The organism is Amycolatopsis sp. M39, from assembly GCF_001651785.1.
Taxonomy (GTDB): domain Bacteria; phylum Actinomycetota; class Actinomycetes; order Mycobacteriales; family Pseudonocardiaceae; genus Amycolatopsis; species Amycolatopsis rubida.
The window spans coordinates 954,582-969,498 of sequence record NZ_LWSF01000001.1 but is presented as its reverse complement, the minus strand read 5'-3'; the positions used below and the strand labels follow the sequence as shown (position 1 = coordinate 969,498).

Here is a 14,917-nt window from a genome sequence, read left to right as displayed (position 1 = left end):
CGGTCAGGAACGTTCGGCCGGGCAGAAGCGGTCCCGCGCCGGGAAGTTCCCGCCGACCAGGTACGCCGTCGTCGTGTCGTTGAGGCATTTGTTCGCGCCCGCGCCATACGCGACGTGTCCGCCCTGGTCAGCGGTGACCATCCGGGCCCGGGAGCCGAGCGCCCAGCGCGTGCGCAACGCCCCGGGCAACGGCGTCGCCGGGTCGCGGAGGTTCTGCACCATCAGCACGTCGGCCGGTCCGTTGCCGGTGATCCGCACCTTCTGCTCCACCGGCGCGGGCCAGTACGCGCACGCCCGGACATTGGCGGCGTAAGCGCCGTACATCGGATACCGCGCCTGGTCGATCTCGACGTTGCGCTGATAGGTCCGCACCGACGTCGGCCACTGCGAATCCCCGCAGATCACCCCGAGGTAGCCGACCGCGAAGCTGCCGCGGTCACCGGCCGGCTTCGCGGCCGCTCCGGGGAGCGGCTGATGCGTGTCGAGCAGATGCCAGTACGTGGCGAGCTCCGGGAAACTGGCGTCATTGCGAATATCCCCGGACGTGAAGCCGCGGAAGGCCGTGCCGTCGAACCCGGACTCCGGCTTCCGGTCCAGCCGCTCGGCCAGCTCGTAGTACTTCGCCGTCACCGCCGCCGGAGTCGCGCCAAGGTGGTAGTCCTGGTCGTGCTTCGCGGCGAACCCGGCGAAGTCGGGGAACCGCTGCTGGAAACCCATGCCCTGCGCCCGCAACGCCTCGACGTCGTATCCCTCCGGCGGCAGGCTGCTGTCCAGCACGACCCGGTCGCTGCGGTCCGGGAACAACGTCGTGTACACCGCGCCGAGGTAGGTGCCGTACGACTCCCCGTAATAGGAAACCTTCGCCTCGCCCAAGGCTTCCCGGATGCGGTCCATGTCGCGCGCTGTGTTGGCGGTGGTGACGAACGGCAGCAGGCCGGCGGTCTCCGAACTCGTGCACTGCTTGGCGATCCGCTGCGCCAGCTCGGCCGACTTCGCCACGTCCGCCGAACTGTGCGGATAGGGCGGGTTGGTCGCGAGCGCCTTGTCCGCGTCGTTCAGGCCGCAGGTCAGTCCCGCGCTGGCGCCGATCCCGCGCGGGTCGAAGCCGACGATGTCGTAGCTGTCCCGCACGGCCTGCGGAAAGGGCAGCAGCTGCGGGACGTGCGCCCCGGCGAGACCCGGACCGCCGGGGTTCACCAGCAGCACCCCGCGCCGCTTGTCCGGCTTCGCCGCGGAAAGCCGGGACACCGCGAGGTCGATCGTCGGCCCCTCCGGATGCCGGTAGTCCAGCGGAACGGTCACGGTCGAGCACTCCAGGCCGGGCTCGCCCGGACAAGCGCCCCACCGCAACGGCCCGGCCGACGCGGGGGCCGCCGAGACCACCCCCGCCAGTGCCGCGACGGCGAGCGCGATCGGCATGATCTTTCGCATCCAGCTCTCCTCTTCGGATCGGAGTTGCCGATTCACCACACCAGCCGGCGACGGGCCGGACCCCTGCCATTTGTCACCCCCGCAACACCGCGGCGAGCCCCTCCCGCAGGTCGCGGACGAAGTACTCCGGCACTTCCAGCGACGGGAAATGCCCGCCGCGTTCCGGCTCCCGCCACCGGACGATCCGCCGGAACCGCTCCCGCGCCCAGGGCCGAGGGGTCTTCTCCGTGTCCCGGGGGTACATGGTGATCGCCGCCGGAACGTCCACGCGCAGCTCGGGATCCAGCGAATTGTGGCTCTCGTAGTAGATCCGGGCCGCCGACGCACCGGATCGCGTCAGCCAGTACAACGTGACGTCGTCCAGGACGCGATCCCGGGAAATGGTCTCGAAAGGACTGTCCTCGGTGTCCGACCAGTCCGCGAACTTGTCCACGATCCAGGCGAGCAGCCCGGCCGGGGAGTCGACGAGCGAGTACCCGATGGTCTGCGGCCGGGTCGCCTGCTGTTTCGCATACGCCGCGCGATGCCGCCAGAAATGGCGGGTTTCCTCGGTCCACCGCCGCTCGTCCGCCTTCAGCCCGTCCGCGGGCAACCCGGGCGGCCCCTCCGCGAACAACGTGTGGACACCGAGAACCCGCTCCGGAAACCGGCCGGCGAGGACCGTGGTGATATTGCCGCCCCAGTCGCCGCCGTGGGCCAAGAACTCGCGGTACCCGAGCCGGTCCATCAATTCCGCCCAGGCGGCCGCGATCTTTTCCGTGCCCCAGCCCGTCGTGGCCGGTTTGTCGCTGTATCCGAAGCCGGGCAAGGACGGGAGCACGACGTGAAAAGCCGGCGCGCCGGGGTCCTCGGGATCGGCCAAGGCGTCCACGACATCGACGAACTCCGCGATGCTGCCCGGCCACCCGTGCGTCACGATCAGCGGGATGGCGTCCGCGCGCGGGGACCGGCGGTGCAGGAAGTGGATGCCCAGCCCGTCGATGACCGTCCGGAACTGGCCGATCCGGTCAAGGCGCGCCTCGAACGGGCGCCAGTCGTACCCGGTGCGCCAGTAGTGCACGAGATCGACGAGGTCGGCGAGCGGAACACCCTGGTCCCAGCGGCGGGGACCGTGCACCGTCTCGGCTTCCGGAAGCCTCGCCGCGGCTAGCCGCGCCCGGAGATCGTCGAGATCAGCGTCCGTCGCACGGGCCTCGAATGCTTCTACTTCGCTGGTCGGAGCGATCATGGGGCCTCCTCGCGCAGGTGGAACCGGCTTAGACGGTTCTAGCAGCCGCTCGGGTCCGAGCGCAACCGGCTAAGCTGGTTCCATGCCTGCCGGATTCCCTGACTTCCGCCTCGGCACCGTGCTCGCGACCAGCTTCACCGCGACCCTGACCGAGCGCTGCGGCGATGCCGTCGAGCGCGTTCCGACCCCGCGGCGGCTCGCCGATTGGCTGGCAGTGAGCGGCCTCGCCGTGGACTCCTGCACCACCGGAGAACTCGAACTCGCCCGGGAACTGCGGGAGTCGATTCACACGGCCGCGACCGCGGCCGCGCTCCACGACCCGCTCCCCGCCGCCGCGGTCGAAATCATCAACGCCCGCAGCGCTCAGGGCCGGGCTTCGGCGGTCCTGACGCCGGAGGGCAAACGGCGCTGGCAGCTCACCTCGGCCGCCCCCGTGGAGGATGCCCTCGGAGTGATCGCCGCCGACGCGATCAGCATCGTCTCGGGCGAACGGGACGGCAAACTCGCCTTGTGCGCCTCGCCGACCTGCCGAGCCGCCTTCTTCGACACCAGCCAGAGCCGCACCCGCAGGTGGTGCGACATGAACACGTGCGGGAACCGGCAGAAGAAGGCGCGCTTCAACGCGAACCGCGCCGCGGCGAAGTGACGCTCGGAATGCGAGCAACTTCGCAGCCGATCTCCGGCTTGGCTGGGCCCGAAAGCGAGTAGCCGGATATCCGAGCTCAAGCTCACAATACAGGCATGACCAGCGAGAACCTAGCGTCCTCGGCCAGCCGGACGACCACTGTCGAGGAGCTGGAAGCCCTGACCGGCCGCCCCGGCGCGGCGATCACGCCGAAGCAACTCGACTGTCCCGGCGAAGGCTGCGAAACGATCCTGGCGCGCTCCCCGTTCGCCGGCTGCGGCCACCGGACCGCCGACGCCGCCCGGCACAACACGTTCGTCGGCCGCGCACCCGGCTTCCTGCGTGTCCGCTCGCCCACGCGGATTTCCTTCGCGTTGCCCGCCGACGCTCCCGGAACCGGCGATCGACCACGGCATTTCGTTCGTGATCCTGCTGCCCGGCGTCGGCGAAACCCTGCGGCTCAACGGAACCGTCGCCACGACCGACGACCGCGAACCGGCAGTGACCGTCCAGGAGGTCTACCTCCATTGTGGACGGTGTGTCTTCCGCTCCCAGCTCTGGCAACCACAGCCAGTGCGTGCTTCGCAGCCAGCCGGCATCGCCGACTTCCTGGCCCGCTCCCCGTTCCTGGTCCCCGCAGCGCCGCCATCCGAGGAGGTTGCGGATCACGCACGTACAGTCGCGTCCGGACGCGAGCTGGACCGGCGAACGCGGCCGCATCGACGAGGAACTGCTGCGCCGCTGGCTGGGCGACGCTTCCCCGACTGCCGGGTACTGCGTTTGCGTCCCTGAACCGGTGCTGGCGGTGGTCGCCGAACTGGGCGTGCCGGACGGGCGATTCCACGGGGAGCGGTACCCCAGCGGTGCTTTCGATCCGGCGGGAACGAGCACTGAACCGAGGGAAATGCTCGTCGAGAACGTCGGTCGAACCCGGCGGCACGTTGCTCGCCGCGGGGTTGCCGATGCCGTATTCGTGCGCAGTCGGAAGCTGCGGCGAGGCAGCGCTTCGGGGAGGTTGCGATGAAGCAGCCGAATTGCCTGGCTCAGCGGCAGCTCGCGGACGGGTGCGTGCTGGCTCGGGCGAGCTGCCCGCGTTCGGATGTCGTCGTCGAGGCAGGGACGACTGACGCCCGGAACCCTGCCTCGCCCGCGGCGAATTCACCACGGTTCCACATCCGTCCGCGTCCCGCCGACGCCGGACGCCCCGGAATTGTCGGTCCCCGGATTTACCATGGCGGCACATCCGAGGAGGTGTGCACATGCGGGAGGCCGTGCTGGAGGCGGCGAGGTTCCTGGCCGACGGACGCACCCGGCGGCTCACGCTCGAGGACGTGGCCGACCACGTCCGGTACAGCCCGTTCCACCTGGCGCGCGCGTTCGAGCGGGAGATCGGCCTGCCGCCGGGGAAATTCCTCGCCGCGCAACGGTTCCAGCTCGCCAAGGAGCTGCTGCTGGACACCGGCGAGAAAGTGGTCGACATCTGCCACGAGGTCGGGTTCTCCGCGCCGGGCACGTTCACCACACGGTTCACCGCGGCGGTCGGGGTGAGCCCGCACCGGTTCCGGCGGCTGCCCGGCCTCCTCGCCGAGCACCCGCCGGAACCGGTGCGGGTGGCGGGCCCGGACTGCGCGGGCGGGGCCGTCACCGGCCGCGCGCTGCTGAGCCCGGCCGCGGTCGCCGCGCTCGACGGAGCCCCGGCGGTCTATATCGGGCTGTTCGCCGCGTCGTCCGCGCGCGGCGTCCCCGTCAGCGGCTCGCTCCTCGGGCCGGACCTGGAGTTCACGCTCGTCGACGTGCCCGCCGGCACCTACCGGCTGCTGGCCTGCGCGCTGCCCTCGTCCGCCGGTCCGCGCGCACAGCTCGCGCCGAGCGTGCAGGCGGTCGGCTCGGCCGCCCGGCCGGTGCGGATCCGTGCGGGGCCGGTGCCGCTGCGCCAGGACGTCCGGCTCGACGTAGCGCCCTCGTGGTCGCCTCCGGTGCTGGTCGCGCTGCCCCCGCTGGCGTCGGCGGGAGCACAAGAATGGAGAGGCGGCGCGCAGCCGGCGAGGTTAGGTTGAGCCAGGTCACAGGGCCGCGGTCAGGGAGAAAGCATGCCTGGAGTTCGAGTATTGGCCGGAACGCGCAAGGGCGCGTTCATCCTCACCTCGGACGAGGGCCGCACGCGCTGGGAGGTCGACGGGCCGCACTTCGGCGGCTGGGAGGTCTACCACCTCGCCGGCTCGCCCGCGGACCCCGAACGGCTGTACGCGTCGCAGTCCACGTCGTGGTTCGGCCAGCTGATCCAGCGTTCCGACGACGGCGGGAAGACCTGGAACCAGGTCGACCACGACTTCGCCTACGAGGGCGGGGCCGGCGACCACCTCTGGTACGACGGAACGCTGAAACCGTGGGAGTTCACGCGGATCTGGCACCTGGAACCGTCGCTGACCGACCCGGACACGGTGTACGCGGGCGCGCAGGACGCGGCGCTGTACCGCAGCACCGACGGCGGGAAGAGCTGGCGCGAGCTGACCGGGCTGCGCAAGCACACTTCCGGACCGGGCTGGCAGCCGGGCGCGGGCGGGCTGTGCCTGCACACGATCATCCTCGACCCGCGAAACTCGAAGCGGATGTTCGCCGCGATCTCCGCCGCGGGCGCTTTCCGCAGCGACGACAGCGGCGAAACCTGGCAGCCGATCAACCGCGGCCTGCACTCCGACGGCATCCCGGACCCGGACGCCGAGGTCGGGCACTGCGTGCACCGGATCGCCCTGCACCCGTCCCGGCCGGACGTGCTGTTCATGCAGAAGCACTGGGACGTCATGCGCTCGGACGACGCGGGCGAGCACTGGCGGGAGATCAGCGGCAACCTGCCGAGCGACTTCGGTTTCCCGATCGCGGTACACCCGCACGAACCGGAAACGGTGTACGTGGTCCCGATCCACAGCGATTCCGAGCACTACCCGCCGGAGGGCAAGCTGCGCGTGTACCGCAGCCGCGCCGGCGGCAACGAATGGGAGCCGCTCACTGACGGCCTGCCGCAAGAGAACTGCTACGTGAACATCCTGCGCGACGCGATGGCCGTCGACTCCTGCGACGAGGCAGGCATTTACTTCGGCACCACCGGCGGTCAGATCTACGCCTCGAACAACGCGGGCGACAGCTGGACCCCGATCGTGCGCGACCTGCCCGCGGTGTGCTCGGTCGAGGTGCAAACCCTGCGATGACCACCGTCGTGCGCGTCAAGCTGCCCACGCACCTGCGCCGCCTGGCGAAGGTCGAGGGCGAAATCCAGCTGCCGGTGGAAGACCCGCCGACGCGGGACGCCCTGCTGGACGCGCTGGAACGCGCCTACCCGCAACTGCGCGGCACAGTCCGCGACACGACCACCGGCAAACGCCGGGCGTTCGTCCGGTTCTTCGCCTGCGAGGAAGACCTGTCGAACACCGCCCCGGACACCGCGCTGCCCGCCCCGGTCCTTTCCGGAGCCGAACCGTTCCTCATCATCGGAGCCATGGCAGGCGGCTGACCCTGACCACCGGCCGAGGGGAAGAACCCCCGGGCCTCGGTGCGTCCCCGGGGCGCACCGAGGCCCGGGGCTCCTGCCCGCCGGACCGGTTTTTGGCGAGTTTCCCGCGCTGGAGCGGGCTTCGCGGGCCGGGTCGCAGGGCAGGGCACTCGCTCAGGCCGACGCACCGAAGTCACTCGCGCTATGGCCGACGCCCCAAAGCCACTCACACCATCGCCAACACCCCAAAGCCACTCACACCATCACCGGCGCCCCAAAGCCACTCACACCATCACCGACGTCCCAAAGCCACTCGCATCATCGCCAACACCCCAAAGCCACTCACACCACCGCCAACACCCCAAAGCCACTCACGCTCTGGCCAACGCCCCAAAGCCGCTCACGCTCTGGCCAACGCCCCAAAGCTGCTCGCATCAAGACCGGGCGCAGTAACGCCGAGCAGTCGCCACAAGGGAACCGCTTTCCCCAGCGCCGATCGCCGCCGAGGTCCGGCGTGGCGGACCAAGGGCGGCTCGGAGCCCGGCAAGAGAAAGCCCGTACGCAGGCACGATCACGGCGAACCCGACTCCTGCCCAGCCGCTCAGTCCCGCGCCCGACGGGGTTTCTCCGCGGCCGACGATGTGCGAAGTTCCCCTGCCGGCAGGCGCGGCCTTTCGCCTCGGACGCCGGTGAAGGGCTCCTTGCGGGAATCTGATTCGCTCAAGGAGCCCTTCACCGACGTCGGGCACCGCGCGCCGGGCCCGTCGCCGCAGGGGCGAGAAGCCCCGCGTGCCGCTGAGAAACCCCACTGCGGCGTTGGACGCTCAGACGCACCCAACGCCACGTTGGGCGCATCCCGCAGAGCCCGGCCCCGCAGGAGCCGAACCTCAGCGGTCCGCTCAGCCGACCCGCGACCCCACCATCCGTTCGCAGCAGAAGCCGGCCCGATCAGCCTCGCGCCGGCTTCACCGGGTCGTGCCCCAGCGACATCAGCCCCTGCCGCCACCCCGCGTCGCCCGCCACGGGTTCCAGGTCGTCCCGGCGCGAGGCGTGCACGCGGTCCACCACATCGCGCATCACCTCGACGTCGTTCTCGTTCACGTCCGACTTGCGTTTGCCCAGGATCGACAGCACCTTCCGGCCGGTCGCGGGGCCCGCCCGGTCCGGCAGCGGCTCGGTGTGCGGGCCGGCTTCCCGGGTGCGCAGCCAGTCGGCCAGCTCCCGCGAGGTCATGTTCACCACCCGGTGGAATGCTGTCCACAGTTCTTCGTCCACGTGTGCGGCCATCTCGATCACCTCCCGGCGTCGGGAGTCCGGTTACCCGGACGGCGCGCGGGCAAACCCGGCAGTGTCGAGTCCACATAGGACCGCGCCCGGGCGGCGATCCGGGCCAGCGCGGCATGTCCTGGCTCCGGCGTGCCCGACCGGACGCCCTCCGCGATCGCCCGGTGGTCCTCCCACGACCGGGTGAGATCGCCGTGTTCAGTGAGTTCTTCGCGGAGCCGGTCGGCCATCAGCCGGCGGAGCGGGAGGCGGATCGCGAGCATGCTGCGCAGCAGGATCCGGTTGTGCGCGGCTTCGGCCAGCGCGACGTGGAACTCGGCATCCGCTTCCAGGAAGCGGTCCCGGTCGGTCGACGCCGCCGCCATCCGGTCGACCAGATCCGTCAAGACCGCCAGCTCAGCGGCGGTCCGGCGGCGGGCGGCCAGTGCGATGACGGTCGATTCGATCGCCTCCCGGGCCTCGACCAGCTCCCGGTACTCGGCGACGTCCGACGCGCCCAGCTGCCACGGCACGAAGCGGCCGGCCTCCGGCTCCAGGACGAACGTGCCGGCCCCCTGGCGCGTCTCGACCCAGCCGCGCGCCTGCAGCGTCCGGACTGCTTCCCGGACGGTCAGCATCGACACCCCGGCAGAGGCCGCGAAGTGCCGCAGCGACGGCAGCGCGGTCCCGGGCGGCCATTCGCCGCCGAGGATTCTCCGGGTCATCTCTTCGACCAGCGAGTCCACCACGCTCACCCGCCGCACCCTGGCCAGTTCCGGCGGCGGTCCCCTCCGTCCCGAGGTCATCGGGTCAGCGTACGGATTGACGACACTGTTTCAAACACCTAAATTCAGCACCGGGATGCCCACTGAAACCGATCTGCTCGCCGACCTCCGCGCGAACGTGCGCGGCGAAGTGCACGCCGACGTCCGCCGTCGCGCCGAGTACTCCGCTGACGCGTCCAATTACCGGGTCGTCCCGCAGGTCGTCGTGCTGCCGAGGGAGACCGGCGACGTTCTCGCGACCCTCGAAATCGCGCGCGGCCACGGCGTTCCGCTGACCAGTCGCGGCGGGGGCACGTCGGTCGCGGGCAATGCGATCGGGCCGGGCGTGGTGATCGACTTTTCGCGGCATCTCAACCGCATTGTCGACTTGGACCCCCAGGCGCGGACCGCGGTCGTCCAGCCCGGTGTCGTCCTCGCCGATCTTCAGCGCGCCGCCGCGCCGCACGGGCTGCGCTTCGGCCCTGACCCGTCCACGCACGCCCGCGCGACGCTCGGCGGCATGATCGGCAACAACGCCTGCGGTCCGCACGCGATCGCGTACGGCCGGACCGCGGACAACGTTGGCGAGCTCAGCGTGGTCGACGGCACCGGACGCCAGTTCACCGCCGGCCGGCCGGACGCGGTGCCGGGCCTCACCGAGCTGATCGACACCCGGCTCAGCCTGCTCCGCACCGAATTCGGCCGGTTCAGCCGTCAGGTGTCCGGCTACTCGCTCGAACACCTGCTGCCGGAGAACGGCCGTTCGCTCGCCCGCGCGCTGGTCGGCACCGAAGGCACCCTGGCGGTCACGCTGGAAGCGACTGTCGACCTGGTCGGCATCTCTCCCGCGCGGCTGCTGGTCGTGCTCGGCTACCCGGACATGGCGACCGCCGGCGACGTCGTGCCCGGACTGCTCCCGCACCGGCCGCTGGCGGTCGAGGGGCTTGACGCCCGGCTGGTCGATCTGGTGCGCAGCCACCGCGGTGCCGTGCCCGCGCTCCCGGACGGCGGCGGCTGGCTGATGATCGAGGTCGGCGGCGAGACGGAAGCCGAGGCCCGGCACCACGCCGAACGGCTCGTCAAAGACTCCCAGGCGCTCGACCACGTCGTGCTGGCGCAAGGTGCTGAGGCCGCCGCGATGTGGCGGATCCGCGAGGACGGAGCCGGGCTCGCGGGCCGGACTCCGACCGGCGAGCAGGCGTGGCCCGGGTGGGAGGACGCCGCGGTCCCGCCCGCGCGGCTCGGCGCGTATTTGCGGGATTTCGACGCTCTCCTGAACGAATTCGGCCTCGAAGGACTCCCCTACGGCCACTTCGGCGACGGCTGCGTGCACGTCCGGCTCGGCCTGCCGCTCGAACACGACGCGTCGGTCTTCCGCGCGTTCATGACCGCCGCCGCGAAGCTGGTCGTCGGCTACGGCGGCTCGTTCTCCGGCGAGCACGGCGACGGCCGGGCGCGCGGCGAACTGCTGCCGCAGATGTACTCGGCCGAAACAATCGAGCTGTTCGGCGCGGTCAAGGATCTTTTCGATCCCGAAGACCTGCTGAACCCGGGCGTGGTCGTCCGGCCGCATCCGCTCGACGTCGATCTCCGCCGCCCGCGAGCACATCCGCTCCCGGTCGTCGCGGGCGGCTTCTCCTTCGCGCACGACGGCGGCGACCTCACCCGTGCCGTGCATCGTTGCGTCGGAGTCGGGAAATGCCGTGCCGACAACCGCGCGGCCGGCGGTTTCATGTGTCCGTCCTATCTCGCCACTCGCGACGAAAAGGACAGCACGCGCGGTCGCGCCCGGGTCTTGCAGGAAGTCGCGAACGGCTCGCTGGTCTCGGGATGGTCGGACGCCGCGGTACACGAGTCGCTCGACCTTTGCTTGTCGTGCAAGGCATGCAGCAGTGACTGCCCCGCCGGAGTGGACCTGGCGCAGTACAAATCCGAAGCCCTGCACCGGAAATACCGCCATCGGCTCCGTCCGGTCTCGCATTACACGCTGGGCCGGTTGCCGGACTGGCTCCGCCTGCTGCACCGAATCCCGGTACTCGGCCCGCTCGTCGTCAACGCGCTGATGTCGGTCCGGCCCATCGAGAAGATCCTCTTAGCACTGTCCGGAGCGGACACTCGACGCCGCGCACCACGGTTCGCCCGCCGCTCGTTCACCCGGTCTCGGCGCAGGATCCGCGAGCAGGGACCGGAAGTGGTGCTATGGGCGGATTCCTTTTCGGACGGCATGGACACCGACGTCGCCGAATCAGTCGCGGCGGTGCTCGCCGACGCCGGATACCGCGTGCTCGTCCCGCCGCGTCGTCCGTGCTGCGGGCTCACCTGGATCACCACCGGCCAACTCGACACCGCCCGCCGGAAGCTCCGTGACCTCGTGCACACACTGCGCCCGTACGCGCTGGCCGGACTGCCGATCGTCGGCGTCGAGCCCTCGTGCACCGCCGTCCTGCGGTCGGATCTTCTCGACTTGTTCCCCGATGATCCTGACGCCACAACGGTTTCCGGCGCGGTCACGACACTCGCCGAACTCCTCGCCGACACCGAAGGCTGGCAAGCGCCTGACCTGTCCGGGGTCACGGTGCTCGCGCAGCCGCATTGCCACCACCACTCGGTCATGGGCTTCGAAGCCGACCGAGCCCTGCTCGCGGCGACCGGCGCGAAACTGCACACTCTCGCCGGATGCTGCGGCCTGGCCGGAAACTTCGGCATGGAGCGCGGCCACTACGACGTTTCCGTTGCCGTAGCGGAGAATGCGCTGCTTCCGGCCCTGCGCGAAAACCCGGACGCCGTGTTCCTCGCCGACGGTTTCTCCTGCCGCACCCAAGCCGATCAGCTGGCCGGCGTACGCGGTGTCCACTTGGCACAGTTGCTGAAGCGGCGCTGACGCCCGGAGTCAGCTGTCCCAGAAGCCTTGGCTTTCCAGCAAGGCGACCGCCCGCTCGCCGCCGTCCGAGAAGTGTTTCTCCACGATGGACCGTGCCCGCGAAGCCGAGCGAGCGCTGAGCGCGTTCAGGAGCTTCCGGTGGTCTTCGTGCGCCTTGCCGGGCCAGTCCTCGTGCGCCTCGTAGAACCCGTGCGACACCGTTTTCGCCAGGATGCCCAGGATCGAGATCAGCCTGCGGGAATCGGCGGCGTAATTGATCCTGCGGTGGAACTCGAAGTTCAGCCGTTCCTGTTCGGCCCGGTCCACTCCGGACTCCATCCGGTCCGCGAGATCGTGCAAGGCCTGCAAGCTTCCCGGCGTCAGGTTTTTCGCCGCCCGCTCCGCCGCCAGACCGGAAACGAGGCCGAACACGCGGTAATGGTCGCGGATGTCGTCGCGCGTCATCCGCGCCACGAACGCACCCCGGCGGGCGATGTGCTCCACCACGCCCTCGTGGTCGAGCGTGATCACCGCTTCCCGGATCGGCAGCTTGCTGATGCCGAGTTCGCCGGCCAGCGCCTCCTGGTCGATCTTCTGCCCGGCACGCAGCCTGCCGGAGAAGACCCGCCGCCGGATCTCGTGCGCGGCCAGCGCTTTCAGGTTCGCCGGGCCGCTGCGGCGCGCTCCCGCGCCCGTGGTGTCGGGCATCGCCTCAGCCTCCCCCTCCGGCGAACGTCTTCCCGGCGAAGTATCGCATGAGGCGTTCCGCTCGGCGCCTGCTCGTCCCCGCCGTTCGAGCGAGTTGTCCTGGCCATTCCTGATAACGTGTTCAGCCGACGCCTCGGCCGCGACAGGATCTGAGGAACCCGTGTCCGAATCGGAAGCGGTCCGGTCGCCGCGTTGTTCGACGATCGCCTCCCCGCTCCGCGCGAAGGCGGCGAGCTGCCGCCGGTGGACTTGCCGCGGCGGATGTTCGCCGACAGCGAGGTCGTGGTCCACCGCGCGCCGAAGGTCGGCGAGACGGGGCACCGGCGCTCCATTGTGGACTTGGCCGCCGAGAAGTCCGGCCGGTCCGGGAAATTGGTGACTGTCCGGGTGCGCACGGAACTGTCCGGAATGGACGGAACGCCAGGACATGCTCCACCGCGGGGCCGGGCCGTCCTCCGCGCCCGCATTCCCGGAAACCGCCGCCGCGCTGGAACCGGCGGGGTCGCCGTTCCGCCGGACCGACCTGGGAGTTCGGCACCGATCCGACGCTGCTGACGCGGTTACCGCGAACGCGCACCGCATCCACTGCCACTGGCCGTACGCGACCCGGGTCGAAGGCTATCCCGGCCTGGTCGTGCACGGCCGCTGATGGCGCTCACCGAGGTGCTGCGCCTCGACTCCCCTGCCTCGCGGGTGCGCTCGATCAGCCGCCGCTGTTCTGCGGACGGCCCGCGCGACTGCGGGCCAGCCCCGGCACCCGTTCAGTCGCGCCTGGCCTGCTCGGCCCGTCCGGTCCGAGCACCAGCCTCGCCGTCGAGCTGGCCGAAGAAGGCGCGTGATCTGGCGGCGGTGTCCGAACCGATGGCATTGTGGCGCAGGTGGTCCGGACGACGGAGGGAAGCTGAATGAGCCGCTACGCGCAGTTCGATAACCTGCGGGTCGACGGGCCGGACGAGGACGGCGTGATCGAACTCGTCCTGGACGCTCCGCACCTCAACGCGGTCAGCGAAGCCGCGCACGGCGAACTCGCCGACATCTGGCGCGAGTTCGACCGCGACCCGGCGGTCAAGGTCGTCCTGCTCCGCGGCGAGGGCAAGGGATTCTCCGCGGGCGGGTCCTTCGACCTGGTCGAGAAGCTGGCCACCGACTTCGAGGCCCGCTCCCGCACCATGCGCGAGGCCCGCGACCTGGTCTACAACGTCATCGACTGCTCCAAGCCGACCGTCTCCGCGATCCACGGCCCGGCCGTCGGAGCAGGCCTGGTCGCCGGGCTGCTGTCGGACATCTCGGTTGCCGCCGCCAACGCCAAGATCATCGACGGCCACACCCGCCTCGGCGTCGCGGCGGGCGACCACGCGGCGGTGTGCTGGCCGCTGCTGTGCGGGATGGCGAAGGCCAAGTACTACCTGATGACCTGCCGTCCGATGACCGGCGCCGAGGCGGAACGGATCGGGCTGGTGTCGCTGTGCGTCGAGGAGGAGGCCGGGCTGCTGCCGACCGCGCGGGAGATCGCGCACGAGCTGGCCAACGGCGCGCCGAACGCGATCCGGTGGACCAAACAGAGCCTCAACCTCTGGTACCGCCAGCTCGCGGGCGCGATCTTCGATTCCTCGCTGGCGCTGGAGTTCTACGGCTTCGCCGGTCCCGAGGTCCGCGAAGGCCTCGCCTCGCACCGAGAACGCCGCAAGCCGGACTTCACCCGGGTCCACGAGTCCTAAGCAGACTGTCTACTGCGGACCGTGCGTCAGCGGGAGATTGAAGGAATACCGCGAGGCCCGGTAAACGTGCCAGCCATACTCGACTACCCGGCCAGTTTCGTCGTACGTGGTGCGCTGCATGGTCAACAACGCCGCACCAGGCCTTTCGCCCAGCAGCTCCGCGTCCTCCTCGGTCGCCAGCCGCGCGCCGATGCTCTGCTGCGCCGAATGCAGCCGGACCCCCGTTTGCCGCAGCAGCTGGTAGAGCCCTCGGGAGCGCAGTTCGCCGTCATCGACGTCGAGGACGCCGTCCGGGAGGCAGTTGTTCATGATCGCCAACGGCTCTCCTCCCGTGCGGCGGATCCGCTTCAGCCGGCGGACCCGCCGCAGCTCGGGAGCCTCCAGCAGCGCGGCGAGGTCGGCGTCCGCCGGTTCCACGCGGTTGACGAGCACCTCCGACGAAGGCTTCTCGCCCAGCCCGGCGAGGTCGTCGAACAGGCTGCTCAGCCGCAGCGGACGGGCGACCTTCGTGCGCACGACCTGGGTGCCGACACCGCGTTTGCGCACCAGCAGACCCTGGTTGACCAGCGACTGGATCGCCTGCCGCACGGTCGGCCGCGACAGCCGCAGCCCTGCCGCGAGGTCGAGTTCGTTCGCCAGCCGCGAGCCCGCGGGGAGGCGGCCGTCGTCGATCGCGGCCCGCAGCTGGCGCGCGACCTGGAAGTACAGCGGCTCGGGGCTCGCCGGGTCCACCGCGATCCCGCGGACCGGGTCCCAGGCCGGGCTGGTGCTCATCGCCGCAGCCTACCTCGTGCATGTCCGTATGTCTTGACAAAGTCATCGGGCACGGGGCA

General features: G+C 70.5%; 14 protein-coding genes. 8 read left to right on the top strand and 6 right to left on the bottom strand.

Translation table 11 applies throughout. From position 1 onward, the window contains the following. Positions 1-3: 3 nt before the first annotated feature. A complete protein-coding gene (locus tag A4R44_RS04520) occupies positions 4-1,431 on the bottom strand; it encodes an alpha/beta hydrolase (protein WP_067576455.1) in 1,428 nt (475 codons plus the stop codon). A 73-nt stretch (positions 1,432-1,504) separates the two neighbouring features. Then, a complete protein-coding gene (locus A4R44_RS04515) occupies positions 1,505-2,659 on the bottom strand; it encodes an epoxide hydrolase family protein (protein WP_067576454.1) in 1,155 nt (384 codons plus the stop codon). 82 nt (positions 2,660-2,741) lie between these two features. On the opposite strand from A4R44_RS04515, the gene A4R44_RS04510 reads away from it, so the two are divergent. The 5 genes from A4R44_RS04510 (at position 2,742) to A4R44_RS04485 (ending at position 6,792) form a co-directional block, all read left to right on the top strand. Beyond that, a complete protein-coding gene (locus A4R44_RS04510; protein ID WP_067576453.1) occupies positions 2,742-3,305 on the top strand; it encodes an ABATE domain-containing protein in 564 nt (187 codons plus the stop codon). Positions 3,306-3,813: 508 nt separating this feature from the next. Further along, complete coding sequence (locus A4R44_RS52190; RefSeq protein ID WP_369805814.1) at positions 3,814-4,308, top strand: hypothetical protein; 495 nt, start codon at positions 3,814-3,816, stop codon at positions 4,306-4,308. A gap of 235 nt (positions 4,309-4,543) precedes the next feature. Then, the gene (locus tag A4R44_RS04495) at positions 4,544-5,341 is read left to right on the top strand and encodes a helix-turn-helix transcriptional regulator (protein ID WP_067576450.1); all 798 of its coding nucleotides are present in this window, start codon (positions 4,544-4,546) and stop codon (positions 5,339-5,341) included. 33 nt (positions 5,342-5,374) lie between these two features. Continuing rightward, on the top strand, positions 5,375-6,490 hold the full coding sequence (locus A4R44_RS04490) for a sialidase family protein (RefSeq protein WP_067576449.1): 1,116 nt from the start codon (positions 5,375-5,377) through the stop codon (positions 6,488-6,490). Continuing rightward, positions 6,487-6,792: a MoaD/ThiS family protein gene (locus tag A4R44_RS04485; protein ID WP_037819729.1), complete on the top strand. Its 306-nt coding sequence runs from the start codon at positions 6,487-6,489 to the stop codon at positions 6,790-6,792. Before A4R44_RS04490 ends, A4R44_RS04485 begins: the two co-directional genes overlap by 4 nt. Positions 6,793-7,719: 927 nt before the next feature. Here A4R44_RS04485 and A4R44_RS04480 read toward each other — a convergent pair. Beyond that, entirely contained in the window at positions 7,720-8,058 is a 339-nt protein-coding gene (locus A4R44_RS04480; protein ID WP_067576639.1) for a DUF3140 domain-containing protein, read from the bottom strand. Positions 8,059-8,063: 5 nt separating this feature from the next. Beyond that, the gene (locus A4R44_RS04475) at positions 8,064-8,840 is read right to left on the bottom strand and encodes a FadR/GntR family transcriptional regulator (protein WP_093577243.1); all 777 of its coding nucleotides are present in this window, start codon (positions 8,838-8,840) and stop codon (positions 8,064-8,066) included. A gap of 55 nt (positions 8,841-8,895) precedes the next feature. On the opposite strand from A4R44_RS04475, the gene A4R44_RS04470 reads away from it, so the two are divergent. Continuing rightward, positions 8,896-11,679 carry an FAD-binding and (Fe-S)-binding domain-containing protein gene (locus A4R44_RS04470; protein WP_067576447.1) on the top strand — a complete coding sequence of 928 codons (2,784 nt, stop codon included), beginning with the start codon at positions 8,896-8,898 and terminating at the stop codon, positions 11,677-11,679. Between the two features lie 9 nt (positions 11,680-11,688). Here the strand turns inward: A4R44_RS04470 and A4R44_RS04465 are convergent, their stop codons facing one another. Next, positions 11,689-12,366: a GntR family transcriptional regulator gene (locus tag A4R44_RS04465; protein ID WP_067576637.1), complete on the bottom strand. Its 678-nt coding sequence runs from the start codon at positions 12,364-12,366 to the stop codon at positions 11,689-11,691. 427 nt (positions 12,367-12,793) lie between these two features. Here A4R44_RS04465 and A4R44_RS49990 point away from each other — a divergent pair, with 427 nt between their 5' ends. After that, a complete protein-coding gene (locus A4R44_RS49990; RefSeq protein ID WP_067576446.1) occupies positions 12,794-13,015 on the top strand; it encodes a hypothetical protein in 222 nt (73 codons plus the stop codon). A 256-nt stretch (positions 13,016-13,271) separates the two neighbouring features. Next, positions 13,272-14,084 carry an enoyl-CoA hydratase/isomerase family protein gene (locus A4R44_RS04455; RefSeq protein ID WP_067576445.1) on the top strand — a complete coding sequence of 271 codons (813 nt, stop codon included), beginning with the start codon at positions 13,272-13,274 and terminating at the stop codon, positions 14,082-14,084. A 9-nt stretch (positions 14,085-14,093) separates the two neighbouring features. Here the strand turns inward: A4R44_RS04455 and A4R44_RS04450 are convergent, their stop codons facing one another. After that, the gene (locus A4R44_RS04450; RefSeq protein ID WP_067576444.1) at positions 14,094-14,858 is read right to left on the bottom strand and encodes a GntR family transcriptional regulator; all 765 of its coding nucleotides are present in this window, start codon (positions 14,856-14,858) and stop codon (positions 14,094-14,096) included. Positions 14,859-14,917 lie beyond the last annotated feature (59 nt).